This is a genomic window from Streptomyces sp. enrichment culture (genome assembly GCF_964272895.1).
Lineage (GTDB): Bacteria > Actinomycetota > Actinomycetes > Streptomycetales > Streptomycetaceae > Streptomyces.
In genome coordinates, this window is record NZ_OZ186832.1 from 4,982,225 (window position 1) to 5,008,347 (window position 26,123).

General features: G+C 71.7%; 25 protein-coding genes and 2 tRNA genes. 17 read left to right on the plus strand and 10 right to left on the minus strand.

What is annotated here, in order from left to right:
• Positions 1–9 precede the first annotated feature (9 nt).
• The 3 genes from ACSU6M_RS22615 (at position 10) to ACSU6M_RS22625 (ending at position 1,042) form a co-directional block, all read left to right on the plus strand.
• Positions 10–378: a WhiB family transcriptional regulator gene (locus ACSU6M_RS22615; RefSeq protein WP_437071798.1), complete on the plus strand. Its 369-nt coding sequence runs from the start codon at positions 10–12 to the stop codon at positions 376–378.
• Complete coding sequence (locus ACSU6M_RS22620; RefSeq protein WP_437071799.1) at positions 375–698, plus strand: hypothetical protein; 324 nt, start codon at positions 375–377, stop codon at positions 696–698. Before ACSU6M_RS22615 ends, ACSU6M_RS22620 begins: the two co-directional genes overlap by 4 nt.
• A gap of 134 nt (positions 699–832) precedes the next feature.
• Complete coding sequence (locus ACSU6M_RS22625) at positions 833–1,042, plus strand: hypothetical protein (RefSeq protein WP_437071801.1); 210 nt, start codon at positions 833–835, stop codon at positions 1,040–1,042.
• 91 nt (positions 1,043–1,133) lie between these two features.
• Here the strand turns inward: ACSU6M_RS22625 and ACSU6M_RS22630 are convergent, their stop codons facing one another.
• Together ACSU6M_RS22630 and ACSU6M_RS22635 are read right to left on the minus strand one after the other, a co-directional pair.
• Positions 1,134–2,543: an ABC1 kinase family protein gene (locus ACSU6M_RS22630; protein WP_437071802.1), complete on the minus strand. Its 1,410-nt coding sequence runs from the start codon at positions 2,541–2,543 to the stop codon at positions 1,134–1,136.
• Positions 2,536–3,762: a TOMM precursor leader peptide-binding protein gene (locus ACSU6M_RS22635; RefSeq protein WP_437071804.1), complete on the minus strand. Its 1,227-nt coding sequence runs from the start codon at positions 3,760–3,762 to the stop codon at positions 2,536–2,538. The genes ACSU6M_RS22630 and ACSU6M_RS22635 overlap by 8 nt, the downstream gene beginning before the upstream one ends.
• 311 nt (positions 3,763–4,073) lie before the next feature.
• Between ACSU6M_RS22635 and ACSU6M_RS22640 the strand changes: the two genes are divergently transcribed.
• From ACSU6M_RS22640 to ACSU6M_RS22655, 4 genes are all read left to right on the plus strand, one after another.
• The gene (locus ACSU6M_RS22640; RefSeq protein WP_437071806.1) at positions 4,074–4,670 is read left to right on the plus strand and encodes a M48 metallopeptidase family protein; all 597 of its coding nucleotides are present in this window, start codon (positions 4,074–4,076) and stop codon (positions 4,668–4,670) included.
• Between the two features lie 292 nt (positions 4,671–4,962).
• Positions 4,963–6,753, plus strand: a complete 1,791-nt coding sequence (locus tag ACSU6M_RS22645; RefSeq protein WP_437071808.1) for a TerD family protein — start codon at positions 4,963–4,965, stop codon at positions 6,751–6,753.
• 13 nt (positions 6,754–6,766) lie between these two features.
• Positions 6,767–7,447: an AIM24 family protein gene (locus tag ACSU6M_RS22650; protein WP_437071809.1), complete on the plus strand. Its 681-nt coding sequence runs from the start codon at positions 6,767–6,769 to the stop codon at positions 7,445–7,447.
• A 14-nt stretch (positions 7,448–7,461) separates the two neighbouring features.
• Positions 7,462–8,217, plus strand: coding sequence for an AIM24 family protein (locus ACSU6M_RS22655; RefSeq protein WP_437071811.1), 756 nt, complete (start codon positions 7,462–7,464; stop codon positions 8,215–8,217).
• A gap of 72 nt (positions 8,218–8,289) precedes the next feature.
• Here ACSU6M_RS22655 and ACSU6M_RS22660 read toward each other — a convergent pair whose 3' ends face one another.
• Entirely contained in the window at positions 8,290–8,811 is a 522-nt protein-coding gene (locus ACSU6M_RS22660) for an NUDIX hydrolase (protein WP_437071812.1), read from the minus strand.
• Positions 8,808–10,280, minus strand: a complete 1,473-nt coding sequence (locus ACSU6M_RS22665) for a zinc-dependent metalloprotease (protein ID WP_437071814.1) — start codon at positions 10,278–10,280, stop codon at positions 8,808–8,810. The genes ACSU6M_RS22660 and ACSU6M_RS22665 overlap by 4 nt, the downstream gene beginning before the upstream one ends.
• Before the next feature lie 193 nt (positions 10,281–10,473).
• Here ACSU6M_RS22665 and ACSU6M_RS22670 point away from each other — a divergent pair, with 193 nt between their 5' ends.
• The 4 genes from ACSU6M_RS22670 to ACSU6M_RS22685 all read left to right on the plus strand — a co-directional run bounded on the left by ACSU6M_RS22670 (position 10,474) and on the right by ACSU6M_RS22685 (position 13,730).
• Positions 10,474–11,586 (plus strand): SDR family oxidoreductase, encoded by a 1,113-nt coding sequence (locus ACSU6M_RS22670; protein ID WP_437071816.1) that lies wholly within the window; start codon positions 10,474–10,476, stop codon positions 11,584–11,586.
• 244 nt (positions 11,587–11,830) lie between these two features.
• Positions 11,831–12,292: a molybdenum cofactor biosynthesis protein MoaE gene (locus tag ACSU6M_RS22675; protein WP_437071818.1), complete on the plus strand. Its 462-nt coding sequence runs from the start codon at positions 11,831–11,833 to the stop codon at positions 12,290–12,292.
• 130 nt (positions 12,293–12,422) lie between these two features.
• Positions 12,423–12,587, plus strand: a complete 165-nt coding sequence (locus tag ACSU6M_RS22680; RefSeq protein WP_437071820.1) for a hypothetical protein — start codon at positions 12,423–12,425, stop codon at positions 12,585–12,587.
• 48 nt (positions 12,588–12,635) lie between these two features.
• Positions 12,636–13,730: a YlbL family protein gene (locus tag ACSU6M_RS22685; RefSeq protein WP_437071821.1), complete on the plus strand. Its 1,095-nt coding sequence runs from the start codon at positions 12,636–12,638 to the stop codon at positions 13,728–13,730.
• A gap of 75 nt (positions 13,731–13,805) precedes the next feature.
• On the opposite strand, the gene ACSU6M_RS22690 is transcribed toward ACSU6M_RS22685, so the two are convergent.
• Positions 13,806–14,348 (minus strand): PPA1309 family protein, encoded by a 543-nt coding sequence (locus ACSU6M_RS22690; RefSeq protein ID WP_437071822.1) that lies wholly within the window; start codon positions 14,346–14,348, stop codon positions 13,806–13,808.
• A gap of 143 nt (positions 14,349–14,491) precedes the next feature.
• On the opposite strand from ACSU6M_RS22690, the gene ACSU6M_RS22695 reads away from it, so the two are divergent.
• The 4 genes from ACSU6M_RS22695 (at position 14,492) to ACSU6M_RS22710 (ending at position 20,004) form a co-directional block, all read left to right on the plus strand.
• Positions 14,492–17,473, plus strand: coding sequence for a UPF0182 family membrane protein (locus ACSU6M_RS22695; protein ID WP_437071824.1), 2,982 nt, complete (start codon positions 14,492–14,494; stop codon positions 17,471–17,473).
• 44 nt (positions 17,474–17,517) lie between these two features.
• A tRNA-Met gene (locus tag ACSU6M_RS22700) sits at positions 17,518–17,591 on the plus strand.
• Between the two features lie 229 nt (positions 17,592–17,820).
• On the plus strand, positions 17,821–19,683 hold the full coding sequence (locus ACSU6M_RS22705; protein WP_437071825.1) for a sel1 repeat family protein: 1,863 nt from the start codon (positions 17,821–17,823) through the stop codon (positions 19,681–19,683).
• 247 nt (positions 19,684–19,930) lie between these two features.
• Positions 19,931–20,004, plus strand: a tRNA-Met gene (locus tag ACSU6M_RS22710).
• A 122-nt stretch (positions 20,005–20,126) separates the two neighbouring features.
• Here the strand turns inward: ACSU6M_RS22710 and ACSU6M_RS22715 are convergent.
• Positions 20,127–20,543 (minus strand): Fur family transcriptional regulator, encoded by a 417-nt coding sequence (locus tag ACSU6M_RS22715; protein ID WP_437071827.1) that lies wholly within the window; start codon positions 20,541–20,543, stop codon positions 20,127–20,129.
• A gap of 144 nt (positions 20,544–20,687) precedes the next feature.
• On the opposite strand from ACSU6M_RS22715, the gene ACSU6M_RS22720 reads away from it, so the two are divergent.
• A complete protein-coding gene (locus tag ACSU6M_RS22720; protein ID WP_437071828.1) occupies positions 20,688–22,139 on the plus strand; it encodes a catalase in 1,452 nt (483 codons plus the stop codon).
• A 150-nt stretch (positions 22,140–22,289) separates the two neighbouring features.
• On the opposite strand, the gene ACSU6M_RS22725 is transcribed toward ACSU6M_RS22720, so the two are convergent.
• Positions 22,290–22,682, minus strand: coding sequence for a CBS domain-containing protein (locus ACSU6M_RS22725; protein WP_437071829.1), 393 nt, complete (start codon positions 22,680–22,682; stop codon positions 22,290–22,292).
• Between the two features lie 152 nt (positions 22,683–22,834).
• Positions 22,835–23,635 carry a histidinol-phosphatase gene (gene hisN, locus ACSU6M_RS22730; RefSeq protein ID WP_437071831.1) on the minus strand — a complete coding sequence of 267 codons (801 nt, stop codon included), beginning with the start codon at positions 23,633–23,635 and terminating at the stop codon, positions 22,835–22,837.
• Between the two features lie 401 nt (positions 23,636–24,036).
• On the opposite strand from hisN, the gene ACSU6M_RS22735 reads away from it, so the two are divergent.
• Positions 24,037–24,645 (plus strand): TetR/AcrR family transcriptional regulator, encoded by a 609-nt coding sequence (locus ACSU6M_RS22735; RefSeq protein WP_437071833.1) that lies wholly within the window; start codon positions 24,037–24,039, stop codon positions 24,643–24,645.
• A 9-nt stretch (positions 24,646–24,654) separates the two neighbouring features.
• On the opposite strand, the gene ACSU6M_RS22740 is transcribed toward ACSU6M_RS22735, so the two are convergent.
• Together ACSU6M_RS22740 and rsgA are read right to left on the minus strand one after the other, a co-directional pair.
• On the minus strand, positions 24,655–24,978 hold the full coding sequence (locus ACSU6M_RS22740; protein WP_437071834.1) for a DMT family transporter: 324 nt from the start codon (positions 24,976–24,978) through the stop codon (positions 24,655–24,657).
• A gap of 129 nt (positions 24,979–25,107) precedes the next feature.
• Positions 25,108–26,118 carry a ribosome small subunit-dependent GTPase A gene (gene rsgA, locus ACSU6M_RS22745; protein WP_437071835.1) on the minus strand — a complete coding sequence of 337 codons (1,011 nt, stop codon included), beginning with the start codon at positions 26,116–26,118 and terminating at the stop codon, positions 25,108–25,110.
• Positions 26,119–26,123: the final 5 nt, after the last annotated feature.

The window sequence follows — 26,123 nt, forward strand, 5'->3', positions numbered from 1 at the left end:
AGACGAACCGTGCAACTCGAAGCGCACGCCCCGTCCGTACCGCCTTCCGAAACGATCCCCCCGCCCGGCCTCACGAAGGACTCCACCTTGACCCCCCTGACCGCGCTCACCGCGCTCGACGACGCGATCGAGAACCTCGGCGTACCCGTCCCCTGCCGCTCCTACGACCCCGAGGTCTTCTTCGCGGAGTCCCCGGCGGACGTCGAGTACGCCAAGTCCCTGTGCCGTACCTGCCCGCTGATGGATGCCTGCCTCGCCGGCGCCAAGGAGCGGCGTGAGCCCTGGGGCGTCTGGGGTGGCGAGCTGTTCGTCCAGGGTGTCGTCGTCGCCCGGAAGCGGCCGCGTGGCCGCCCGCGCAAGAACCCGGTCACAGCATGAACACCGCAGGAACGATCGACCGCCCCCTCACGCACGACCCCAAGAAGCAGGCCCCGATGAAGCCGTCCACCAGCGAGCCCACCGGCTCCATGATCGAAGACATCACCACCACCGGCGCGACCGACTCGCGTCAGAACAGGACCCGCGAGATGCAACTCATTCCAGAAGCCCTGGCACGTGCGCATATGCACGACCGCCTGCGTGACGCGCAGCAGGAGCGCCGCGCGCTGAGCGTGGCGGCCGCCCGCCGCATGCAGCGCCGGGCCGAGCGCGCCTCGCTGCGCGCCCGCCGCGCGCTGGCGCTCGCCGTCATGCAGTAACCCGACCACCTTCAAGCGGTGGCCTCCCGGCCGGGAGGAGAGAGCTTGCCCGCGGGGGCCGGTCCGTCCGAACGGACCGGCCCCCGCGGTGCGTTGCGACCGGTGATCGCACTGCACGGCGATATCGTCGGCGGGTGACGAGTCTTCCCGCGGAAGGGGACGACGGCGGCTCCGCCGCGCCACCCCAGACCCTCGTGTGCGCCCGCTGCGGTACAACGGCCAAGGGCCCGCAGCCGACCTGGACCTGTTCCGTGGAGCACGGCGTACGCCGCTACTTCTGCGACCGGTGCTCGCGGGAGAACCTCCGGGCGATCGAAGGGCGGCTGGACTCGGCCTGGTGGTAGGCCGGGACGGCGCGCACGTCCCAGCACCGCACGCCCTCGGCTTCGAAGGCCGGGCTCGGGTCTCGGGTGGGCGGCCTCCTTCTCCTTGACCTCAGGCTTCGACGGCCGCGGCCGGTTCCTCCCCGCCGTCACCGTCCTGCGGGACGTCCTCGTCGAAGCCCTCGCCGAGATCGTCCGCGAACCCCGGAAGCCACTCCTGCAGCTCCTCCCGCAGCCGTACGGTGGCGCCCAGCTGGCACAGGACGCCGATGGTGCTGAGGGTGACCCGGTGTATCAGCAGGTACGCCGGGGGCAGGTTGAGCTGCTTGCCCAGCTGGTACGCGGGGGAGCGGGGGTCGGCGACCCGGGCCGCCTGGCTGCGCATCCAGCCGCGGGTGAAGGTGAACTCCTCCAGCTGCGCCGGTTCGATGATCGGCAGCAGGTAGTCCATGACGGCGTCGGGGTCGAGGTCGATCGACTCCTTGACGAACCCCTCCGTGCACAGCAGTTCGTAGACCGCTTCCGCCTCGCCGTCCAGGGTCATGCGCAGCGAGTGGCCGATCGGGGTGGGCAGCCCGCCCGGCAGGCGGTCGACCGTGCCGAAGTCGAGCACACCCAGCCGCCAGTCGTCCTCGCCCTGCGGGCCGCCGGGCAGAAGGCGGAAGTTGCCCGGATGCGGATCGGCGTGCAGCAGGCCGGTGCGGGCCGGGCCGGAGAAGAGGAAGCGCGCCAGCAGCTGGCCGGCCCGGTCGCGCTGGGCCTGGGTGCCGTCGGAGATCACCTCGGACAGCGGCACGCCCTCCATCCACTCGGTGACCAGCACCTGCTCGCCCTGGTGGACCACCGCGGGCACGACGACGTCCGGGTCGCCGGCGAACTCCTCGGCGTGCACCTGCTGGGCCTGCGCCTCCAGGGCGTAGTCGAGCTCCTCCGTGACCCGGTCGCGCAGCTCCGTGATCAGCGGCTTGATGTCCATCCCCGGGACCAGCGGCCCCAACAGTCGGGCGAAGCGGCCCAGTTGGTTCAGGTCGGACAGCAGGGCCTCGCCCGCACCCGGATACTGCACCTTGACCGCGACCTCGCGGCCGTCGTGCCAGATCGCCCGGTGCACCTGGCCGATGGAGGCGGCCGCGGCCGGCTTGTCCTCGAACTCCAGGAACAGCGAGCGCCAGTCCTCGCCCAGCCGCTCCTCCAGCACGGCGTGCACGGTGCGCGTCGGCATCGGAGGCGCCGCCTCCTGGAGCTTGGTCAGGGCCGCGCGGTAGGGGCCGGCGACCTCCTCGGGCAGGGCCGACTCGAAGACGGACAGCGCCTGCCCGAACTTCATCGCACCGCCCTTGAGCTCGCCGAGCACCTTGAACAGCTGCTCCGCGGTGCGCTGCTGCAGCTCGCGGCCGACGATCTCCGCGGACTCGCCGACGATGCGCTTGCCCAGGCCCCAGGTGGCCCGTCCGGCGAAGCCGAGCGGAAGCGCGGCGAGCTTGGCGGTCCGGGTGACCGCCTTCCGGGGAAGATCAGACATGCGCCCTCCAAGTGCCGGCGGGCCGTGCCGCGCCTGCCGTTCGGCCCGACTTCGCTGACGACCCTTGCTCCCCCATTGTCGCGTGCCCGCTCCCGGTCTCCGAGGGGTGTTCCTCATTACCTTCCCGCGCGCCCCGCGCGGCGGCCCCGCAGGGGCATTCCGGGTGGGGCCACACGGGGCGGGCGTGCCACTGGAGGGTGGGCAGCGAGACCTCCCAGCGCGCCCCGGCACTGGACGGGGTGCGGCCGTCCAGGAAGGCCAGCGCATGGGCCGCGGCCAGTCCGGCGACGGTCGTGGCCAGGGCGAGGTCGCAGGCGCGCCCCCGGTGGGGCCGGCCGGAGTGCCACTGCGCGACCAGACGGGGCCAGGTCGGATCGCGGTCGGTGCGGGCCTCGTGCAGACAGCCGGCGCAGCCGGTGTCGCCGGGCAGTACCAGGGGGCCGACGATTCCTGTGGCCTCCACCACACCGGCGTACAGATGAGGGGTGCCGGAGGCCATCAGGTGCTGTGCCGCGGAGGGGAGGGGCGCGTGGACGGCGGCGTCGTCGCGCGGGGCGAGGAGCACCAGGGACAGACCCCGCTCCGGTTCCTCCAGGGGTGAGCGGGGGCCGCGGCGCGCTCGGCGGTCCGGGGCGGCCTCGCGCACGGCTCGTCGCGCGGCGTCCTCTCTGCGCTCGCCCACCGTGTCGGCGGGCAGGCCGCCGGGAGCGATGTCATCCGGTTCGACCAGGCCGACGTCGCGCACCTCGACCTCGCCGACGCCCGCGCCGGACAGCAGCGTGGCGAGCAGACCGCCGACCCGGCCGGCGCCGACCACTCTGACCCGCAGCGAGCCGCGGGCCGCCAGCAGGTCCATGGCCTCGCCCGGCGCGGAGGTGGTCACCGACAGCGAGGCCAGGTCGGGCCGGAGCCGGTCGAGCACCGGCTTCCTCGCACGCAGCGCCTGGGCCGCCGGTCCGCCGCCCTGGCTGTCGTCCAGCAGTCCGGCCCGGGCCAGGCCCTCGACCAGGGCGTCGACCTGGCCGTCGCGCAGGTCCATACGGCGGCCCTCCTCGCGCAGCAGCGGCAGACCGCGCGTGCCGTCGAGCAGGTCCAGGAAACTTCCCGACGCCGTGTCCATCGGACCCAGTGTCATCGCGTGCGCCGGCGTCATGCCGAACTGCACGGTGTTGAGATCGCGCCAACCGCGCCGCAGCGCGGGCTTCACCATCGGATGCACGACAGGCCCCCGTCTTCCTGAGCGTTGCAGAGCGCCGGCGGAGCGGGGTGGGCGGAGGTCGTCCCGCTCCACCGGCTCTGCCAGCATGCCGGGGACGGCTCGGGGAGCCGTGGAGTTTTCCACAGGCGACAGAGAGTCACCGTACAAGGTGATTGTCGTACGAATTGAGGGCGGTGTCGGGCGGTGGCCCGACCGGTCAGGCACGCAAGGGAGGCCGTATCAGGCGGCCGAGCCGGGCCCGACGTGCCGGATCCGTGCGGAAACGGCCCGCGGTCGGGACTTCCGCCGTGTGCAGCGGGTAACGTCGGGGCGTGTCCGCCGACCCACTGAACCGCGCCGGAACACCGCAGCGCAGCTCGAAGAACCAGCCGCCCACCGGCTCGGCGGCCGGTGCCATCGAGGTGCGCCGCAGCGCCCGCCGACGAAGGACGGTCTCCGCGTACCGCGAGGGCGATCGCACCGTCGTGCTGATCCCCGCCCGGATGTCCGAGGCCGAGGAGCGACGGTGGGTGAACGTCATGCTCGACAAGCTCGCCGCCCAGGAGAGCCGCAAGCTCCTCGGGGACGCCGAGCTGGCCGAGCGCGCCGAGCGGCTCTCGGCGCAGTACCTCGACGGGCGCGCCCGCCCCGCCTCGGTGCGCTGGGTCACCAACCAGAACACCCGCTGGGGCTCGTGCACCCCGGCGGAGGGCAGTATCCGCCTGTCGCACCGGTTGCAGGGCATGCCGGAGTACGTCGTCGACTACGTCCTGCTGCACGAGCTCGCGCATCTGCTCGTACCCGGGCACGGCCCGCGTTTCTGGCGGCTGCTGGAGTCCTATCCGCGCACCGAGCGGGCGCGTGGCTACCTCGAAGGGGTGGTGGCGGCCGACCGGCTGCCGCATCTGCCCGGCGCGCGCGGCGAGTGAGCGCGCCCGGCGCACTCACCTCGGAACGCGCCCCGCGCACGGGCCCCGCCGTGCGCTCTGCGCGCGAGCCCCGGCCACGCGCTGCGCGCACGAGCCCCGCAGCCCTCCGGTCGGCCCACCGCGGCGCTCTGCGAACGCGCTCGGTGAACGCCTGATTCCGGGCTGCGCCGACGCGCGTGGTACGGCTGGGCTGTGGTTGTGTACCGGGTCTGTACCGACATCGTCCGCTGTCAGAGTTTGCCGTTAGCCTGGCGCGACGCACTCACTTCGGGATGGGGGACGGTCGTAACGCATGGCCAGGGAATTCCAACGCGGCCACAAGGCCAGGATCAGTGACCTCACCGCGGGCACGGATCTGTACGTAGGCGTGCAGATCTCGGGCCCGGGGATGACCTTCGACATCAGCTGCTTCGGGCTGGACGCCGACGAACGGCTGTCGGACGACCGGTACTTCGTCTTCTTCAACCAGCCGAAGTCCCCCGAGGAGTCGATCCAGCTCCTCGGTGCGCAGGCGGGCGACACGGAGTCCTTCCGGGTCACGCTCGACCGGATCCCGCCGCACATCCAGAAGCTGTCCTTCACGGCGACGATCGACGGCGCCGGCCAGATGTCGCAGGTCGCTCCCGGATACATCCGTATCGTCGCGGGCGGCGAGGAAGTGGCCCGCTACTCCTTCAACGGCTCGGAGTTCTCCACCGAGCGGGCCGTGATGCTGGGCGACTTCTACCTGAAGGACGTCTGGCGGTTCGCCGCCGTCGGACAGGGCTTCGACGGCGGACTCGAAGCCCTGCTGCGGAACTTCGGCGGCGAGGTCCTGGAGGAGGAGACGCCCGCGCCGCAGGCCGCCCAGGCCCCCCAGTCCCCCCAGGCACCGCAGGCCACGCCCGGCTTCGCGCCGCCCGCCCAGGCCGCCGCGCCGCCCGCGTTCGGCGCCCCGGCACCGGCGGCGGCACCCGCCCCGGCCCCGGCACCCGCACCCGCCCCGGCCCCCCAGCCCGCAGCGCAGAACTTCGCGCCGCCGCCGGGAGCCACCCCGCCGCCGGGGGCCACCCCGCCCCCCGCGCCCGCCCCGCAGATGCACACCGCGCCCACCGTGGTCGCGCCCCTGACCCCGCCCGGCGGCACCGTCCCGCCGCCCGCGCCCCAGGCGCCCTACGGCCAGCCGCCCCAGCCGCAGCAGCCCTACGGCCAGCCCCCGCAGCAGCAGGGCTACGGCCAGACCGCGCCGCCGCCCCCCGGCTACCCCCAGGCACCGACCCCGCCTCCGGGATACGGCCAGCAACCCACCCCGCCTCCGGGATACGGCCAGCAACCCACCCCGCCTCCGGGCTACGGGCAGCCCACCGCGCCTCCGGGATACGGCCAGCAGGCCCCCTACGGAGCCCCCCAGGGCATGCCCCAGGGCACGGGCGCCCCGCAGGCCCCTGGCGTGGCCGGCGCGCTGCAGCAGTTCAAGGAGACGCCCACCGGGCAGCGCTGGACTCCGCAGAGCAAGAAGATGGTCCGCGTCGACCTCGGCGTCGGCGGCCAGCCGGTGCTGGCCCGCCAGGGCAGCATGGTCCTGTACCAGGGCAAGGTCGACTTCAGCTACAAGGGCGCGGGCTTCGCCGGCCGGATCGTCGGCAACGCCACCGGCCAGGAGATGCAGCTGATGCGCTGCACCGGCCAGGGCCAGGTGTTCCTCGCCGAGAACTCCACGATGCTGCACCCGATCGAGCTCCAGGGCGACGGCATCTGCGTCTCCGCGGAGAACGTCCTCGCCTTCGACGAGAGCCTGCAGTACGAGGTCCGCCGCATCGAGGGCCACGGCATCCCCGGCGGCGCGCTGTTCACGATGCAGTTCACCGGCACCGGCACGATCGTCGTCAAGACCCACGGCACGCCCGTCGTGCTGCCGGTGACGCCCACGACCTTCGCCGACTGCAACGCGGTCGTCGCCTGGTCGTCGGCGGCCCAGGTGGTCGTCTCCAGCCAGGTCCGCATGCGCCGCAACGCCTACCCCGGCGACACCGGCGAGAGCGTCAACCTGCAGTTCCGGGGCGCGCCCGGCAACTTCATCGTCGTCCAGCCGTACGAGATCTGAGGGAGTGCCCGTCATGAACCAGCCGCTCGCGGGCTTCGCCCCCGCACCCGTCACCGCCCGCATGGAGAACCACGGCAACCACATGCTGAAGGTCGCCATGCAGACCGGGAACGACCTTCTCGCGCGCGTGGGCTCGATGGTCGCCTACGAGGGCTTCGTGCAGTACGAGCCCAACCCGCCCGCCGTCCGCCAGATCGCCCGCGACTGGGCCACCGGCGAGGGCGCCCCGCTGATGAAGTGCTCCGGCGACGGCCTGCTCTACCTGGCCGACTACGGCGCCAACGTCGTCGTGATCAACCTCAACGGCGACGGGATCTCCGTCAACGCCACCAACCTGCTCGCCTTCGACGCGCACCTGACCTGGGGTGTGGAGCGGGTCAAGGGGCTGGCGAAGTTCGCCGGCCAGGGCCTGTGGAACACCAAGATCTCCGGTCAGGGATGGGTCGCCCTCACCTCCCGCGGCAAGCCGATCGTCGTCGACTGCGGCGGTGGCGAGGACGAGACCTACGTCGACCCGGACGCGCTCGTGGCCTGGTCCCCGAACCTGAAGGTGAAGGGCAAGCGCAGCTTCAAGGCGCAGTCGCTGATCGGCCGGGGCAGCGGCGAGGCATACCAGATGGCCTTCTCCGGTCAGGGCATCGTCGTCGTCCAGCCCAGCGAGGACAGCACCGACCGTCTCCGGATCCGGGGCTGAGGGGGAGCACCACCATGCAGAGTCCGCTTTTCGCCTACAACGACCAGCAGACCCAGGAACGCTGGGCACTGCAGAACAAGCAGATGCTCCGCGTCACCCTGGAGGGCCACGACGACATCCTCGCCCGCAAGGGCACGATGGTCGCCTACCAGGGCATGGTCGAGTTCGACGCCGAGTACCAGGCCGACGGCGCCTCACGCGCGCGTGCCCACACCGGCGAGGGCCTGGACCTCATGCGCTGCCACGGGCAGGGCACGGTCTACCTGGCCAACCTCAAGCAGCACGTCCACATCATGGAGGTGGACCAGGACGGTCTCACCGTCGACAGCAGCTATGTGCTGGCGATGGACTCCACGCTGCACTACGACGTGATCGCCGTCGACAGCCTCTACGGCATCTCCGGCTCCGGGAAGTACCAGCTCAACATCACCGGCCGCGGCAAGGTCGCCCTGATGACCTCCGGCATGCCGCTGCTGATGCAGGTCACCCCGGACAAGTACGTCAACTGCGACGCCGACGCCATCGTCGCCTGGTCCACCGCGCTGCGCGTGCAGATGCAGGCCCAGACGCACTCCTCCGGCGTGTGGCGCCGCCGCGGCAACACCGGCGAGGGCTGGGAGCTCAGCTTCATGGGCACCGGTTACGCGCTGGTCCAGCCCAGCGAGCTGCTGCCGCCGCAGAACGCGCAGATCGGCTCCGGCCTCGCCGCGCAGTACGGCATGGGCCAGCAGGGCGTGCGCCAGCAGAACCAGGGCAACGTCTGGAGCTGAGCTCCAGCACCACGGGTAAGGGGCGACCACCAGTGGTGGTCGCCCCTTACCCGTTCGGCCGGTTCCGCGCGTTCACAGACGCGCGCGGGTCGCTTCCAGCAGTCGTACGACCGACGCGTCGGCGACGCCGGCCACCTCGTCGTAGGCGAACCAGCGCAGGTCGAGGGACTCGTCGCTGATGGCCTCGGCGGCTCCGGCGGGCGCCAGGGCGGCGTACTGGACGTCGAGGTGCCAGTGGCAGGGCGCCGGGATGGGGTGCCGGTCCAGGCGCACCGGTCCGCCCGGAAGCAGGGTCAGGCCCGCGACGCCGGACTCCTCGGTGGCCTCGCGCAGGGCGGCGGCCTCCAGGGAGGCGTCCTGCGGTTCGCAGTGACCCCCCATCTGGAGCCACATCCGCAGCTTGCGGTGCAGGGTGAGCAGGACACGGCCCCGCTCATGGTCGATCACCAGGGCGCTCGCGGTCAGATGGCCCGCCTGGCATGCCTTCCACATGCCGTCCGGGTGGGCGGCGAGGTGGTCCAGGTACGTCTGGCGCAGGTCGGGCTGGTCCTCGTAGCCCTTGAGCACGAGGACCGCGTCGTCGTGCAGGCTCACTCGGTGTCGTCGCCCTTGCCGTCGCCGCCCTTGCTGTCGTCGGCCTCGGTGTCCGCGTCCTTCTTGCGCAGGTCGGGCTTGTCGCCGGTGCCGCCCGCGGCCTCGCCGAGCATCTTGTCCAGCTCGGAGAAGTCCAGGTGCTCACGGTGCACGAAGCCGTCCGGGTCGTCCAGGTCGGAGGCGGTCGGCAGCATGTCCGGGTGGGCCCACAGGGCGTCCCGGCCGTCCACCCCGCGCGCGTCCGTGAGGGACGCCCACAGGCGGGAGGCGTCGCGCAGGCGGCGGGGGCGCAGCTCCAGGCCGATGAGCGTGGCGAAGGTCTGCTCGGCGGGGCCGCCGGTGGCGCGGCGCCGGCGCAGGGTCTCGCGCAGCGCGTCCGCGGCCGCCAGACGCGGCTTGGCGGCCGCGTGGACCACCGCGTCCACCCAGCCCTCCACGAGCGCCAGAGCGGTCTCCAGACGGGCCAGGGCGGCCTTCTGCTCCGGAGTGTCCTCCGGCTGGAACATGCCCTGCTGAAGGGCGCGCTGCAGCTCCTCGGGGTTCTGCGGGTCGAACTGGCCGACCACGTCCTCCAGCTTGGCCGTGTCGACCTTGATCCCGCGCGCGTAGCCCTCGACTGCGCCGAACAGGTGCGAGCGCAGCCACGGGACGTGCGTGAACAGGCGCTGGTGGGCGGCCTCGCGCAGGGCGAGGTACAGCCGCACCTCGTCCATGGCGATGCCCAGGTCCTTGCCGAACGTCTCGACGTTCACCGGCAGCAGCGCGGCCTTGCCGGCCGGGCCCAGCGGCAGACCGACGTCGGTGGAGCCGACGACCTCGCCCGCCAGCACGCCCACGGCCTGCCCGATCTGCGTGCCGAACATCGCGCCGCCCATCGAGCGCATCATGCCGATCAGCGGGCCGGCCATGGCCTGCATCTCCTCCGGCAGGATGTCGCCCATGGCGCCGCCCACGCGCTCGGCGACCGGGTCGACGAGCTCCTTCCAGGCGGGCAGGGTGGCCTCGACCCACTCGGCACGGCTCCACGCCACGGCGGTGCCCGCGCCGGACGGCAGCGAGGTGGCGTCGTCCAGCCACAGGTCGGCCAGGCGGACGGCCTCCTGGACGGCGGTCCGCTCGGCGGGGCCGACGCTGGAGTCCTTCACGCCGTCCGCGGTGCCCTGGGAGACCGTCTGGCGGGCGATCTGCTTGGCCATGTCCCAGTTCACCGGGCCGCCCTCGTAGGAGAGCATCTGGCCCAGCTGCTGGAACGCGGCCCCCAGGTCGGTGGGGTTCAGGGAACCGAACATGGCAGCGAGCGGATTGTCCGCACCGGGGCCGCCGAAGCCTCCGGCGCCGGGCAGCGACCCGAAACCGAACGGGTTGGCCGGTCCCTGCCCACCACCGCTCTGCTGGTCCTTCTTCTTGCCCTCGTCGCCGTTCTCCGGCTCCTCCGGCGGAAGGCCGAATCCGAATGGGGTGTCACTCACGGGATTCCTCGGCTGGTAAGGCCGCCGGTTCTTTCCCGACGGCACGACTGCCCGACAACACCACCCAGCGTAGACACCGCGGGCGGTTGGGGCCTCGGTGCTTCGCCGACAGAGGGCCTGCGGCAGGATGGATGCCACCTGGTACGTACGCGTCACTCGCGCCCGTACTGAAGACAACCGCTGGAGACGCCCGGTGAGTTCCCCAGACCCGCAGGTTCGCGCAGCGCGAAACCCGTCAACCTCTCCCGCCATGCGCGGGCCCGTCGTAGCGGTCACCGGTGCCGCGTCCGGCGTGGGCGCGCTGCTCACCGAGCGGCTCGCCGCGTCGGAGGAGATCAAGCAGGTCGTCGCGATCGACGAGCGGCGCGGGCCGTGCGCGGACGCGCAGTGGCACATCCTCGACGTGCGCGATCCGGCGATCGCCGAGAAGCTGCGGGGGGCCGATGTCGTGGTGCATCTGGCCCTCGACCTGGATCTGGAGACGGATCCCGCCGCCCGGACGGCCTACAACGTGCGCGGCACCCAGACCGTGCTGACCGCGGCCGCGGCGGCCGGGGTGCACCGCGTGGTGCTGTGCACGTCGTCCATGGTCTACGGCGCCCTTCCGGACAACGAGCTGCCGCTGTCCGAGGACGCCGAGCTGCGCGCCACGGCCGAGGCCACCGGTGTGGGTGACCTGCTGGAGATCGAACGGCTCGCCCGGCGGGCACCTCGCGCGCATCCCGGCCTGAACGTCACCGTGGTCCGCCCCGCGATCCTCGTCGGCGGCACCGACACCGCGCTGACCAGGTACTTCGAGTCGCCTCGGCTGCTTGTGGTGGCCGGGTCGCGGCCGGTGTGGCAGTTCTGCCACGTGGAGGACCTGTGCAGCGCTCTGGAGTACGCCGTCCTGGAGAAGGTCGACGGGGAGCTCGCCGTCGGGTGTGACGGGTGGCTGGAGCAGGAGGAGGTCGAGGAGCTCAGCGGGATCCGGCGGATGGAGCTGCCGTCGGCGGTCGCGCTGGGCGCGGCGGCCCGGCTTCACCGGATCGGGCTGACCCCGTCGCCGGCGGGTGACCTCGCGTACACGATGTACCCCTGGGTGGTGAGCGTGAGCCGGCTGCATGACGCCGGCTGGCGGCCCCGCTGGACCAACGAGGAGGTTCTCGCGGAGCTGCTGGAGGAGGTGTCCGGGAGGCATACGGTCGCCGGGCGGCGGCTCGGGCGCAAGGACGCGACCGCCGCGGGGGCGGCCGGCGCGACGGTCGCCCTGCTGGGCGCGGCGGCGGTCGTACGGCGGGCCCGGAAGGCGCGGCGCCGGATCTGAGCCGAGCGGCGTGGTGGCTGGGGTCACGGCGTGGCGCAACCCGGCGCTGCGGGGTGCCGCTGCGCCCACCCGTGCCGCCCTGCGGCACGACTGCCCGCAACGGCGGCAAGGGCAGGGACCAGCGACGCCGCCCGCACCCGCCCCGCCGGGCCGGCCGCCCCGTAGGTACCTCCAAGCCCCCGCACCTCCCCGCCGGGCGATAGCGCTATTCCCCCTCCTCGCGCGCGTGGGGCACGATGGGCGTATGGCACCCACGTACGATCACCCCGGCGAGCAGGCCGCGCAGGATCCGATCAAGCTGATCGGCATCAGGGAGACCCCGCTGTCGCTGGACGAGGTCTTCGCGGCCGTGGGCGACGACGCCGCGGGCGGGACGGCCCTGTTCGTGGGGACCGTGCGCAATCACGACGGCGGGGCGGACGTCGACGAGCTCGGGTACTCCTGCCACCCCTCCGCGGAGGCGGAGATGCGGCGGATCGCCGAGAAGGTGGCCGCCGAGTTCCCCGTACGGGCCCTGGCCGCCGTGCACCGGGTGGGTGATCTCAAGGTCGGCGATCTCGCCGTCGTCGTCGGCGTGTCGTGCCCGCACCGCGGGGAGGCGTTCGAGGCGTGCCGGAAGCTGATCGACGACCTCAAGCACGAGGTGCCGATCTGGAAGCACCAGAGGTTCTCCGACGGCACCGAGGAGTGGGTCGGCGCCTGCTGAACACCGGCACCACGCGTAGTCACCGGCCCCTCCGGTTGCGTAACCGCACCCCTGGCGTGAGCGTTGTCAGTGCGGATGATTAATCTGCTGATCAGTCAGTTGCGGACGCTCAAGGGGTTGGGAGGTCGGCATGGCGGCGCTCGCCTGGTTGCTGATTCCGCTGGTGGCTGCGATCGGCGCGGGTCTGTGGGGCAGTTGGGCCAACCGGACGCGCAGAACCCGCAGCGACGGCCCGGAGCTGGACGGGTACGCCCGCTTCCGCGCGGCCATGGAGAAGTCCCGCACCAGCGGTTGATCGCCGCCCTGACGGTGTTCCGACAGACTCGTCCCGTACTGTCGAGACATGCCACGCCGCACCGCGACGATGCTCGCCTCCACCCTGATGCTGATCGCGCTCCTGTGCGCGGGAGTGCTCATCAAAGTGCCGTACTCGGAGATGTCCCCGGGCCCCACGGTGAACACCCTGGGTGAGCACGACGGCGAGCCGGTGCTGCAGATCTCGGGCCGCAAGACGTACCCGACGAGCGGTCATCTGAACATGACCACGGTCCGCGTGACCAGCGCCGACTACCGGATGAACCTCGTCGAGGCGGTCTACGGCTGGCTGGCGCACGACAACAAGGTCGTGCCGCACGACACGCTGTACCCGGACGGCAAGACCGAGGAGGAGTCGACCCAGGAGAACGCGGAGGAGTTCAGCCAGTCCCAGGAGAGCGCCAAGGTCGCCGCCCTGAAGGAGCTGGGCGTCCCCGTGAAGTCCTGGGTGGTCGTCTCCACGGTCGTGAAGGACTCGCCGGCCGAGGGCGCGCTGCACGCCGGTGATGTGATCAAGGCGGTCGACGGTACGGCGGTGAAGGAGCCGTCCGACGTCGCCGAGCTGGTGACGAAGCACAAGCCCGGCGAGGACGTGGTGTTCACCATCGTGCCCGCCAAGGAGCAGGCCGAGGCCGAGAAGGAGCGCCGCGCGACGACGTTCACCAGGAAGGTCACGATCACCACGGCGACCTCCGACGACGAGGGCGAGAAGCGGGCCATCGTCGGCATCTCCGCCGGGACCGACCACACCTTCCCGTTCACCATCGACATCAAGCTCGCGGACGTGGGCGGGCCGAGCGCGGGTCTGATGTTCGCGCTCGGCATCTACGACAAGCTCACCCCGGGCAGCCTCACCGGCGGCGCGTTCGTGGCCGGCACCGGCACGATCGACGACGCGGGCGAGGTCGGTCCGATCGGCGGCATCGAGATGAAGACGGTCGGCGCCCGCGACAAGGGCGCGCAGTACTTCCTGACGCCCGCCGACAACTGCGCGGCCGCCGCCAAGGACACCCCGGCCGGGCTGCGGCTGGTCAAGGTCGACACCATCGGCGACGCGCTGGACGCCCTCGCGGACATCCGCGAGGGGAACACCGCCGACCTGCCGAAGTGCACCACCGGCTGACAGCGGCGACGCGGCACGCACGGGCGGGGGCGCCCCCGAGCAGGGGCGCCCCCGTTGCCGTACCGGAATGCGGACTCAGTCCTCGAACGTCGCCTTCAGCGCCTCCGCCAGCCCCGGCACCAGGTCAGGACCGGTGAGCACCTCGGTCGGCGAGTCCTTCTCACGCAGCCGCAGCGCGGACTCGCGCGTCCCGTCGCGCAGCACCGCGACCGTCATACGGACCTCCTGACGCTCGGGGTGCTGTGCCACCCACTTGGTCAGCTGGGCCTCGCTCAGATCCTTCGGAACCTGTGCCTCCGCCGACGGCGGCAGCATCAGCCGCTCCACGGTGAGCGCGCAGCCGGCCACCGCGTCGGGCCAGGCGATGGTGCCGAGGAACTCGTCGAGCGCCTTGTCCGTTGGCACTTCGTCCTGCTCGATCGGGGTGAGTCCGGTGGTCTCGGGCTCGTCGCCCAGGCCGAGCTGCGCCGCCAGCGCGGGTTCCTGGGCCCGCAGCTGCGCGGTGTCTACGAGGGCGAAAAGGCGGGCGGGCTGGTCCCAGCCGAGGCCGGAGGCGTACTCGTCGATCTCGAGCACGGCCCGGGTGAGCGGGCTCGCCGCCATGGGAGTGTTGGACATGGTCACAATCCTGCCTGGTTCCCGCCCCGAATCGGGAACCGAGTAAAGCGTGAGTAAGTTGCATAGGTGTGGGCCTACGATCACGGGGCCCGACCGAGGGCCCGCGAACCCGGGGGCCTGACGGACCAACAGCGAACTTCGAGGTGCGCACCTTGGCTTTCCAGATGCCGGACCGCGGCGGAGGCCCGACGGGGCCACGGATCAGAGTGGGCCGCCCGTCCCGGCGTGTCCGGACCCTGCTCATGACACTGGGCGTGCTTGCCGTCCTCGGCATGGCGTTCACCATGTTCGCGGGCTTCTGGACGGACTGGCTCTGGTACCGGTCGGTGAACTACTCGTCGGTCTTCACCACCACTCTGTCCACCAAGATCGGACTGTTCTTCGTCTTCGGCCTGCTCATGGCCCTCGCGGTCGGCCTCAACATCTGGCTGGCCCACCGGCTGCGTCCGCCGCTGAGCGCGATGTCGATGGAGCAGCAGAGCCTGGACCGCTACCGGATGGGCATCGCGCCCTACAAGAAGTGGCTGCTGCTGGCGATCACCTCCCTGGTGGGCCTGATCGCCGGCGCGTCCGCGTCCGGTCAGTGGCGGACCTGGCTGATGTGGGTCAACGGCGTCTCCTTCGGCCAGAAGGACCCGCAGTTCGGTCTCGACGTCTCCTTCTTCGCCTTCGACCTGCCCTGGTACCGCTTCCTGCTCGGCTTCGGCTTCGCCGCGACGATCCTGTCGCTGATCGCCGCCACGCTGACGCACTACCTGTACGGCGGGCTGCGCATCACCAGCCCCGGCGCCCGCGCCACGTCCGCGGCCACCGGCCATCTGTCGGTGCTGCTGGGCATCTTCGTGGCGCTGAAGGCGGTCGCGTACTGGCTCGACCGGTACGGCCTGGCGGTGAAGTCCAGCGACTTCAAGGCGACGGACAACTGGACGGGCCTGCGGTACGTCGACGCCAACGCCTATCTGCCGGCCAAGACGATCCTGTTCTGCATCGCCGTCATCTGCGCCCTGCTGTTCTTCGCCACCCTGTGGCGGCGCACCTGGCAGCTGCCGGTCATCGGCTTCGGCCTGATGGTCCTCTCGGCGATCCTCATCGGCGGCCTGTACCCGGCGATCGTCCAGAAGTTCCAGGTCCAGCCGAACGAGCAGGCCAAGGAAGCGCCGTACGTCGAGAAGAACCTCAAGGCGACGCGCGAGGCGTACGGCATCGACGACGCCCAGGTCACCGACTACTCGGGCCAGAGCTCGACCACGGACAAGGCGAAGCTGCGGGCCGCCGCGGACGCCACCGCCAGCATCCGCATCCTGGACCCGAACATCGTCTCGCCGACGTTCCAGCAGCTCCAGCAGATCAGGAAGTACTACGCCTTCCCGACCAACCTGGACGTGGACCGCTACAGCGAGAACGGCAAGGACCAGGACACCGTCATCGGTCTGCGTGAGCTGAACCTCGGCGGAGTGGACAAGCAGAACTGGATCAACAACCACTTCCGCTACACCCACGGCTACGGCGTGGTCGCCGCCAAGGGCACCACCGCCGACTCCGAGGGCCGCCCGCTCTTCACCGAGTCCGACCTGCCGTCCAAGGGCCAGCTGCCGCGGTACCAGCAGCGGATCTACTACGGCGAGAAGACCACCACGTACTCCATCGTCGGCGGTCCCCAGAAGGAGATCGACTACTCCGACGACAGCGGCGAGAAGACCTACAGCTACGAGGGCAAGAGCGGCGTCAACCTCTCCAACCCGCTCAACCGCGCCGCGTACGCGGTGGCGTTCAGCGAGCCGCAGATCCTCTACTCGGGTGCCATCGGCGAGGGTTCGCGGATCCTGTACAACCGCACCCCGAAGGAGCGCGTCGAGGCGGTCGCCCCGTGGCTGACCATCGACGGCGACGCCTACCCGGCGGTCGTGGACGGCAAGATCCAGTGGATCGTCGACGCCTACACCACCACCAACGGCTACCCGTACGCCTCGCGTACGACCCTCGGTGACACCACGGCCGACTCGCTGACCGCGACGAACAACTCCCGCGCGGTGGTGGCCCAGCAGAACCAGGTCAACTACATCCGCAACTCGGTGAAGGCGACCGTCGACGCGTACACCGGCGAGGTCAAGCTCTACACCTGGGACGAGCAGGACCCGGTCCTGAAGACCTGGAAGAAGGCGTTCCCCGGCACGGTCGAGCCGAAGAGCGCCATCTCCGAGTCGCTGATGGCCCATCTGCGGTACCCGCAGGACCTGTTCAAGGTCCAGCGCGAGCTGCTGGCCCGCTACCACGTCAAGGACGCCAACACCTTCCTCAGCGGCAGCGAGGTGTGGCAGGTGCCGGACGACCCGACGAACCGGTCGGGCAACGCGGTGCCGCCGTACTACCTCAGCATGAAGATGCCGGACCAGAAGGAACAGGCGTTCTCGCTGACGACGACGTTCACGCCCAACGGACGTGACAACCTCAGCGCGTTCATGGCGGTCGACGCCGAGGCGGGCACCAGCGGCTACGGCAAGATCAGAGTCCTGAAACTGCCGACGAGCACGACGGTCAACGGACCCAAACAGGTACAGAGCCAGTTCAACTCCGAGCAGGACATCGCGGAGACGATCAGGCTGCTGCGCGGTGGGGACTCCGACGTCGAGTACGGCAACCTGCTGACGGTGCCGCTGGAAGGCGGACTGCTCTACGTCGAACCCGTCTACGTCCGCGGTGGCGGCCTGAAGTACCCGCTGCTGCGCAAGGTGTTGGTGACCTACGGCGGTCAGACGGCGTTCGAGGACACCCTCGAGAAGGCCCTCGACAAGGTCTTCGGCACGGAGGGCGCGAGGCCCGAGCCGCCGGACCGGGGTGACGACGACGGCCCGACCAAGCCGCCGACCTCCGACAACCCGACGGCCCAGCAGGCGCTGGACGACGCCCAGAAGGCATTCGACGCGGGCCAGGAGGCCCTGAAGAACGGCGACTGGGAGGCGTACGGCCGGGCGCAGAAGGACCTGGAGGACGCCCTGCGGCGTGCCGAGGAGGCGCAGAGCCGCGCCGGCTCGGCCACCGGCGGTGGCGGCGGTGGCGGCGGTGGCGGTGGTGGCGGCGCCACGACCAGCCCCAGCCCCAGCCCCACCCCGAGCCCGAGAACCTGACCGGCGGGCTCCCCCCGCGTCGTGATACGGTTGCCGAACAACGACGCGGGGTGGAGCAGCTCGGTAGCTCGCTGGGCTCATAACCCAGAGGTCGCAGGTTCAAATCCTGTCCCCGCTACTGAAGTCGACGGCACGCCGTACGACGGGCGAAGGCCCGGATCCGCACAGGATCCGGGCCTTCGTGGTGTGCGCACATCTGTGCTGACAGGGGTGGGATCGCCGCGCCGCCGTGGGGAGTTGGGAGATCTGTGTTTGACTTGTCTCTCTGTGGGCATGTCGACAAAACGCTGAAGTGACCTCACGGGCTGCGGTATACCGGGTGTACCCAGGTTGCAGGTGGTGCGACGATGGACGTTATGGGGGACAAGGCAACTCTGTTGGAGACAGGGCGTTTTGTGCAGCCTTCCGGCCGCGAGGAACCCAGCACGGACCGGGACGAAACGGGCGAGGCGGCCGAGGAGGCACGGCACCGGGCCGCCGCGGAGGCCGGCGACGTGGAGGCCATGAGCGTCCTCGGAGCCATGCTGCTGCGCCGTGGTGACCTCGACGGAGCCGAGCCCCATCTGCGCGCCGCCACCGCCGCCGGCGACCGCGCCGCCGCCAACAACCTGGGTGTCCTTCTGCATCAGCGCGGGTACGCCGAGGAGGCCGCCGGCTGGTGGCGGATCGCCGCCGTCGCCGGGTCCGCGCCCGCCGCGCACGCCCTCGGCCGCCACCACCGCGAGCGCGGGGACGAGCCCGCCGCCGAGTACTGGCTGCGCCAGGCCGCCGAGCAGGGCCACACCCTCGGCGCGTACGCGCTCGCCGATCTGCTGGAGCACCGGGGGGACGCCGGGGCCGAGCAGTGGATGCGGGTGGCCGCCGAGCGCGGGCACCGGGAGGCGGCGTACCGGCTGGCCAGGGCACTCGATCGCAAGGGCGCCGCCGAGGACGGGGCCGGGTCTGACAACGGTGTCGCGGCCGGGGCGGCAGGATCGGCCTCCGCCGCCGCGAGACCCGGTCCGGCGGCGGAGGCGGAGCAGTGGTACCGGCAGGCCGCCGCGCGCGGACACCGGCGGGCCGCGCTGCAGCTCGGCGCGATCCTGGAGCGGCGCGGCGAGCTGAAGGAGGCGGGGCGCTGGTACCTCACCTCCGCCAAGGACGGCGAGCCGCGGGCCGCGTGCGCGCTGGGGTTCCTGCTGCGGGACGCCGGGGACACCGAGAGCGCCGCCGTGTGGTGGCTGCGGGCCGCGCAGGACGGCGACGGTAACGCGGCCAACGCGCTGGGCGCGCTGCACGCCGAGCGCGGGGAGACGCAGTCGGCCGAGCGGTGGTACCGGGCCGCGATGGACGCGGGCGATGTGAACGGCGCGTACAACCTCGGGCTGCTCTGCGCCGAGCAGGGGCGGATCGCGCAGGCCGAGCAGTGGTACCGGCGCGCGGCCTACGCAGGGCACCGGGAGGCGGCGAACGCGCTGGCCGTCCTGCTGCTCCAGGGCAGCGACCCGACGGGAGCCGAGCCGTGGTTCTCCAAGGCCGCCGAGGCCGGAAGCGTGGACGCCGCGTTCAACCTGGGGATCCTGTACGCCGGGCGCGGCGAGGACACGATGGCGCTGCGCTGGTACGAGCGGGCGGCCGCCGCCGGGCACACCGAGGCGGCGCTCCAGGTCGGGATCGCGCGGCTGCGCGAGGGCGACGAGCAGGAGGCCGAGCGGCATCTGCGGTGTGCGGCGGGCGGGGGCAGTGCGGAGGGGGCGTACCGGCTGGCGACGCTGCTGGACGCGCGGCGGCCGCCGGTGTCGGCGCATGAGCTGGGGGAGCCGGTCCGGGAGAAGACCGAGTGCGAGGAGTGGTACGAGCGGGCCGCCTCCCAGGGGCATCGGCGGGCGCAGGTGCGGGTGGGCATGCTGGCCGCCGCGCGGGGCGATGTGGTGGAGGCGGCGCGGTGGTATCGGGCCGCGGCGGAGGCCGGGTCGCGGAACGGGGCGTTCAATCTCGGGCTGCTGCTGGCCAGGGAGGGCAGTGAGCCCGAGGCCGCTGTCTGGTGGACCCGTGCGGCCGACGCCGGTCATGGACGGGCGGCTCTACGCCTCGCCCTTGTCTACGCGCGTCGCGGTGAGCTCGCGGAGGGGCAGCGGTGGGCCGACCGTGCGGTGTCGCTGGGGCCGGGGGAGGTCGCGGAGCGGGCGGCGCGGCTGAGGGATGCGCTGCGGGAGGAACTGTCCGCCTAGCGGCTGTCGGCCTGGAGGCACGGGTGGACCGGGCCGGCCGGGGGTGGGTTGCTTGGTTGCGCAGCCGGCGGCGCATCGGCTGCGCCGGCGCATCGGCTGCGTCGGCGCGCGGGCGACTGCACGTCCCTGAGGGGCGCGGGGAACCGCGCGACCGGCCCGCGGCAGGGTCCGCACACGCCTGGTGGCCCGCGCCCCCGTAATGGATTTGCTTCTTCTCGCACCCTTGACGTAATGTTGCATTCATCGACGCGGGGTGGAGCAGCTCGGTAGCTCGCTGGGCTCATAACCCAGAGGTCGCAGGTTCAAATCCTGTCCCCGCTACTGAAGGCCGAGGGCCGGAATCCGAAAGGGTTCCGGCCCTCGGTCGCGTTCGCGGGTGCAGGCCCGTGCAAAGAAACAGGCCCCGGCGTCCAGCCGGGGCCTTCTCCTTTATGTGAGGTGGGTCACGCCTTCGCGCAGTCCGGGCAGAGGCCGCGGTAGGTGACTTCGACGTCCGAGACGGTGAAGCCGAAGCGTTCCGTGTCGGGGAGGTCGGCCAGGGGGTTGCCGGAGGGGTGGACGTCGCGGATGGCACCGCAGCCCGCGCAGACCAGGTGGTGGTGCGGCCGGTGCGCGTTCGGGTCGTAGCGCTTGGCGCGCTTGTCCGTCGACACCTCCAGCACCTCGCCGAGCGACACGAGCTCGCCCAGCGTGTTGTAGACGGTCGCTCGGGAGATCTCCGGCAGCTTCGCGACCGCGCGGGCATGGACCTCGTCGGCCGTGAGGTGAACGTGCTCGCCGTCCAGGACCTCGGCCACGACACGACGCTGCGCGGTCATCCGCCATCCGCGTCCGCGCAGCCGTTCAAGAAGGTCACTCATGAGACCAGCCTAACAGCAAGGGGGACCAGGTCCCGACCCGGTGTGAAGTTAGATGCTTATTTGACTTAGACAATGTCCATTGTAGGATCGGGAACGGCTTTGGCCAAGGGACAGGACAAGCAAGTGAAGGCGCAGGAGGCCCACGTGACTCAGGGACCGCTTACGACGGAGGCCGGTGCCCCGGTCGCCGACAACCAGAACAGCGAGACCGCGGGCATCGGCGGCCCCGTACTCGTGCAGGACCAGCTCCTGCTGGAGAAGCTCGCGCACTTCAACCGCGAGCGCATCCCGGAGCGGGTCGTGCACGCCCGCGGCGCCGGCGCCTACGGCACCTTCACGGTGACCGCCGACGTCACCCCGTACACGCGCGCCGCCTTCCTCTCCGAGGTCGGCAAGCAGACCGAGGTGTTCCTGCGCTTCTCGACGGTGGCCGGCAACCTCGGTGCCGCGGACGCCGTACGCGACCCGCGCGGCTTCGCGGTGAAGTTCTACACCGAGGAGGGCAACTACGACCTCGTCGGCAACAACACCCCGGTGTTCTTCATCCGTGACGCGATCAAGTTCCCGGACTTCATCCACACCCAGAAGCGCGACCCGTACACGGGCAGCCAGGAGGCGGACAACGTCTGGGACTTCTGGAGCCTGAGCCCGGAGTCCACGCACCAGGTGACCTGGCTGTTCGGCGACCGCGGCATCCCGGCGTCGTACCGTCACATGGACGGCTTCGGTTCGCACACCTTCCAGTGGAACAACGAGGCCGGCGAGGTCTTCTGGGTCAAGTACCATTTCAAGACCGACCAGGGCATCAAGAACCTGACCGCCGAGGAGGCCGAGATCCTCGCGGGCAAGGACCCCGACTCGCACCAGCGCGACCTGCGCGAGGCCATCGAGCGGGGCGAGTTCCCGAGCTGGACCGTGGGCGTGCAGATCATGCCGGCGGCGGACGCGGCGACGTACCGCTTCAACCCGTTCGACCTGACCAAGGTGTGGCCGCACGCGGACTACCCGGTGATCGAGATCGGCAGGCTGGAGCTCAACCGCAACCCGCGGAACATCTTTGCGGAGGTGGAGCAGAGCATCTTCTCGCCCGCGCACTTCGTGCCGGGTATCGGGCCCTCGCCGGACAAGATGCTCCAGGGCCGGCTGTTCGCGTACGGGGACGCGCACCGCTACCGCGTCGGCATCAACGCCGACCACCTGCCGGTGAACCGCCCGCACGCCACCGAGGCGCGCACCAACTCCCGTGACGGCTACCTGTACGACGGCCGGCACGGCGGCGCGAAGAACTACGAGCCCAACAGCTTCGGCGGCCCGCAGCAGACCGGCCGTGCGCTGTGGGAGCCGGTCGCCGTCACCGGGGGCACCGGCAACCACGTCGCCCCCGTGCACGCCGAGGACGACGACTTCGTGCAGGCCGGCAACCTGTACCGGCTGATGGCGGAGGACGAGAAGGAGCGCCTGGTCGCCAACCTGGCCGGGGCCATGGCCGGTGTCTCGCGCGAGGACATCCTGGAGCGGGCGATCGGCAACTTCCGCAAGGCGGACGAGGACTTCGGCAAGCGGCTGGAGGTCGCGGTCCAGGCCCGTCGCGGCTGACACCAGCGCTGGATCGCCTGCCGAGGCGCGGGCCGGACCTCCCTGTGGGGGTCCGGCCCGCTGTCGTGTCCGGGGACGGGGACGGGGTGATCAGGGGACGGGTGACCAGGGGACGGAGGGTCGGGGGACGGAGGGTCGGGGGAACGGGGATCAGGCGGGGATCCGCTGCCGCGCGGGGGCCCAGCAGCGGATGATGTCGCGGACCGAGACGATGCCGGCCGGACCGCCCTGGTCCAGGACGATCAGGTGGCGGAAGCCGCCATGGGTCATGGCGGTCGCCGCCTCCTCCAGGGTCCAGGACGGCGCGGCGAACACGACGTCGGTGGTGGTGTGGTCGTGGGCGCGTTCCGTGTCGGGGTCCTGGCCGAGGCCGAGGGAGTTGAGGACGTCGCGTTCGGTGAGGATGCCGAGCCCGCCGGCGTCGGGGTCGAGGACCACGGCCGCGCCCACCTTGCGGGCGGACATGAGAGCGGCGGCCTGGCGAAGGGTGTGGTGGGGGCCGATGGTGAGGACCATCGTGCTCATGGCGTCACGGACGAGCATGGAAGAGAGCCACCTCCTGGGGGTCTCCCACCCCTTTGTTCATTGCTTCACAAGTTCACAAGGGGTGGGACTCTCAGAGTGGCAGGCAAAGAACGGGTCAACAAGGGGGCGTGCACGGGCCTTTGAGGGCGCGTGAGGCAGTACGTCGCGTATCAGTCGCGCCGGTTGAGATACCCCAGCAGCTCGTCGTGGAGGAGACCGTTCGACGCGGCCGCGTTGCCGCTGTGCGGGCCCGGACGGCCGTCGAGGCCGGTGAAGGTGCCGCCGGCCTCCGTCACCACGATGGCGTTGGCCGCCATGTCCCACAGGGACAGCTCCGGTTCCGCGCAGATGTCCACGGAGCCTTCGGCGACCATCATGTACGGCCAGAAGTCGCCGTACGCGCGCGTGCGCCAGACCTCGCGGGTGAGGTCCAGGAAGCCGTCCAGGCGGCCCTGCTCCTCCCAGCCGGAGAGGGAGGAGTACGCGAAGGAGGCGTCGGCGAGGCGCGAGACGCCGGAGACGTGGATGCGGGTGGCGGAGGAGAGGCTGCGGCCCGTGTACGCGCCGTGGCCCTTCGCGGCCCACCAGCGGCGGCCGAGGGCGGGGGCGGAGACGACGCCGACGACGGGGTGGTAGCCGCCCTCGCCGGCCTCCATCAGGGCGATGAGGGTGGCCCAGACCGGGACGCCGCGTACGTAGTTCTTGGTGCCGTCGATGGGGTCGATCACCCAGCGGCGGGGGCCGGTGCCCTCGATGCCGTACTCCTCGCCGAGGATGGCGTCCCTCGGGCGGGCGCGCTGGAGCTGGCCGCGGATCAGTTCCTCGGCAGCCTTGTCCGCCTCGCTCACCGGGGTCATGTCCGGTTTGGTCTCGACCTTGAGGTCGAGGGCCTTGAAGCGGTCCATGGTCGCGGCGTCTGCCGCGTCCGCGAGGACGTGGGCGAGGCGGAGGTCGTCGAGGTAGTCCGGCATGGGACGAACCTATCTGGCGGTGGTGGTACGGGGCCACTGCGGCCGGAGTGTGGACAGCGGGGGTGGGTGGGGCCGGCCGGGGGTGGGGTGCGCAGCCCGGCGCGACGGGGTGCCGTTGCGCCCACCCGTGCCGCCCCGCGGCACGACTGCCCGCAACGGCGGGGCTGCAACGCCCCGAGGGGCGCGGGGAACTGCGCGACCAGCCACCCACGCCCCGCACCCGGCGCGTCACCGCAAGCCCCACTCGCCACCGCTCGCCCCGCACCCGGCACCTCACCGCAAGCCCCCACTCGCCACCGCTCGCCCCGCACCGCATGCGCCCCCGCACCGTTTCGCGCCCCCTTGACACTGTCCCAAACCCCGTCAAATCTGGGCCGAGAGCCGGACCCGGGGAGGCGAGGATGCCTGCAGCGCGGGAGTCTCTGCTGGAGGCCGCGTACGCGGCACTGACGCGTCGGCCGTGGTCCGCGGTGCGGATGGTGGACGTGGCGGCGGCCGCCGGAGTGTCCCGGCAGACGCTGTACAACGAGTTCGGCAGCAAGGACGGACTGGCGAGGGCCCTGCTGCGGCGGGAGGCCGACGGCTACCTCGCCGGTGTCGAGCGCGCGCTCGCCACCGCCCCCGGCACCCGCGAGAAGCTGACCGCGGCCGCCGAGTGGACCACCGCGCTGGCCCGCGAGAACGCGCTGGTCCGGGCCATGCTCACCGGCTGCTGGAGCGAGCGGCTGCCCGCGCCCGCGCTCACCGCCGTGCCCTCCGCCTCGGCCCTGCCCGCCCAGCGCCGGGCGGACGGCCCGCTGCCCTCACCCGGCGACTTCGTGACGCTGGTCCGCGACCGCGCCGTCGCCGCCCTCACCGGCCCCGGCGGTCACCACCGCACCCAGCAGGAGGCCGACGACCTGGCCCGCTCCTGCGAGCTCGCCGTCCGCCTCGCCCTGTCCTGTGTCGCCGCGCCGCCCGGCGAGGGAGGCGTCGCCGACCTGGTGCGTGGCGCCCTGCACGCCGTATGACCGGGTCCCTCAGTGCGACGACCCCGACAGCTGCAGCCCGATGACCCCCGCGATGACCAGGCTGATCGAGACGATCTTCAGGACGGAGACCACGTCGCCCAGGAACGCCATGCCGTAGATCGCCGTGCCCGCCGCGCCGATGCCCGTCCACACCGCGTACGCCGGGCCGACGTCGAGCTTCCGCAGGGACAGGGTCAGCAGGCCGAAGCTGCCCAGGGCGAAGACGGCGAAGGCGATGGTCGGCCAGAGCCGGGTGAAGCCGTGCGACAGCTTCAGACAGACGGCGAAGCCGGTTTCGAGCAGCCCTGCCACGATGACCAGCAGCCACGCCATGTGCTGTCCTCCCGTAACTCCGCGTCCCGCGATGCTGTGTGACCGCTTGTCAGGCTGTGCTCGCTCTTGGGGTCCGGCTTTTGTGATTATGCCCTCGCCGGAGCGTTGTGGAGTCGCACAACGCGGAGCTCAGTCGCCTTCCTTGCGCTCGCGGGTGGCCAGCAGCCTGCGCAGCGAGTACAGCCGCGCGGGATCGGCGTGGCCCTCGGCCACCCAGGCGTCCAGCGCGCAGTCCGGCTCGTCGTGGCTGCACGCGCGGGGGCATCCCTCGGTGCCGGGCTCCAGGTCCGGGAAGGCGTGGATGACCCGTGACGGATCGACGTGGGCGAGGCCGAAGGACCGTACGCCCGGAGTGTCGATCACCCAGCCCTCGGCGCCGGCCAGGGGCAGGGCGAGGGCCGAGGTGGTGGTGTGCCGGCCGCGGCCCGTGACCGCGTTGACATGGCCGGTCAGGCGCCTGCGCTCCTCCGGGACCAGCGCGTTCACCAGGGTCGTCTTGCCGACGCCCGAGTGGCCCACGAAGGCCGTGATCTTGCCGTCCAGATGCTCGCGCACCCGGTCGGCCGCGCCGCCGGACTCCAGTTCCTCGCGGCTGGTGACGACATAGGGGATGTCGAGCGCGCCGTACAGCTCCAGCAGCTTGTCCGGCGGGGCGAGGTCCGACTTGGTCATCACCAGCAGCGGGGTGAGGCCGCCGTCGAACGCCGCCACCAGGCAGCGGTCGATCAGCCGGGGGCGGGGCTCCGGGTCGGCGAGGGCGGTGACGATCGCCAGCTGGTCGGCGTTGGCGACGACCACCCGCTCGAACGGGTCGTCGTCGTCGGCCGTGCGGCGCAGCACCGAGGTGCGCCCCTCGATGCGCACGATCCGCGCGAGGGTGTCCTTCTTGCCGGACAGATCGCCCACCAGCGCCACCCGGTCGCCGACCACGGCGGCCTTTCGGCCCAGCTCGCGGGCCTTCATGGCCGTCACGGGCCGGTCGTCGACCAGGCAGGTCAGCCGGCCCCGGTCGACGGTGAGGACCATGCCCTCGGCGGCGTCCTCGTGCTTGGGCCGGATGTTGGTCCGCGGCCGGTTGCCCTTGCGGTTGGGGCGCTGGCGGATGTCGTCCTCGTCGGTGTGCTTGCCGTAGCGGCGCATGGTCT

What these genes read in the sequence shown, in the direction of transcription:
- ACSU6M_RS22715 (WP_437071827.1), bottom strand. Translation starts at nt 20,543, where the DNA reads ATGAGTGACCTTCTTGAACGGCTGCGCGGACGCGGATGGCGGATGACC.
- ACSU6M_RS22685 (WP_437071821.1), top strand. Translation starts at nt 12,636, where the DNA reads ATGCCACGCCGCACCGCGACGATGCTCGCCTCCACCCTGATGCTGATC.
- hisN (WP_437071831.1), bottom strand. Translation starts at nt 23,635, where the DNA reads ATGCCGGACTACCTCGACGACCTCCGCCTCGCCCACGTCCTCGCGGAC.
- ACSU6M_RS22690 (WP_437071822.1), bottom strand. Translation starts at nt 14,348, where the DNA reads ATGTCCAACACTCCCATGGCGGCGAGCCCGCTCACCCGGGCCGTGCTC.
- ACSU6M_RS22645 (WP_437071808.1), top strand. Translation starts at nt 4,963, where the DNA reads ATGGCCAGGGAATTCCAACGCGGCCACAAGGCCAGGATCAGTGACCTC.
- ACSU6M_RS22725 (WP_437071829.1), bottom strand. Translation starts at nt 22,682, where the DNA reads ATGCTCGTCCGTGACGCCATGAGCACGATGGTCCTCACCATCGGCCCC.
- ACSU6M_RS22655 (WP_437071811.1), top strand. Translation starts at nt 7,462, where the DNA reads ATGCAGAGTCCGCTTTTCGCCTACAACGACCAGCAGACCCAGGAACGC.
- ACSU6M_RS22650 (WP_437071809.1), top strand. Translation starts at nt 6,767, where the DNA reads ATGAACCAGCCGCTCGCGGGCTTCGCCCCCGCACCCGTCACCGCCCGC.
- rsgA (WP_437071835.1), bottom strand. Translation starts at nt 26,118, where the DNA reads ATGCGCCGCTACGGCAAGCACACCGACGAGGACGACATCCGCCAGCGC.
- ACSU6M_RS22680 (WP_437071820.1), top strand. Translation starts at nt 12,423, where the DNA reads ATGGCGGCGCTCGCCTGGTTGCTGATTCCGCTGGTGGCTGCGATCGGC.
- ACSU6M_RS22705 (WP_437071825.1), top strand. Translation starts at nt 17,821, where the DNA reads ATGGACGTTATGGGGGACAAGGCAACTCTGTTGGAGACAGGGCGTTTT.
- ACSU6M_RS22735 (WP_437071833.1), top strand. Translation starts at nt 24,037, where the DNA reads ATGCCTGCAGCGCGGGAGTCTCTGCTGGAGGCCGCGTACGCGGCACTG.
- ACSU6M_RS22675 (WP_437071818.1), top strand. Translation starts at nt 11,831, where the DNA reads ATGGCACCCACGTACGATCACCCCGGCGAGCAGGCCGCGCAGGATCCG.
- ACSU6M_RS22740 (WP_437071834.1), bottom strand. Translation starts at nt 24,978, where the DNA reads ATGGCGTGGCTGCTGGTCATCGTGGCAGGGCTGCTCGAAACCGGCTTC.
- ACSU6M_RS22630 (WP_437071802.1), bottom strand. Translation starts at nt 2,543, where the DNA reads ATGTCTGATCTTCCCCGGAAGGCGGTCACCCGGACCGCCAAGCTCGCC.
- ACSU6M_RS22620 (WP_437071799.1), top strand. Translation starts at nt 375, where the DNA reads ATGAACACCGCAGGAACGATCGACCGCCCCCTCACGCACGACCCCAAG.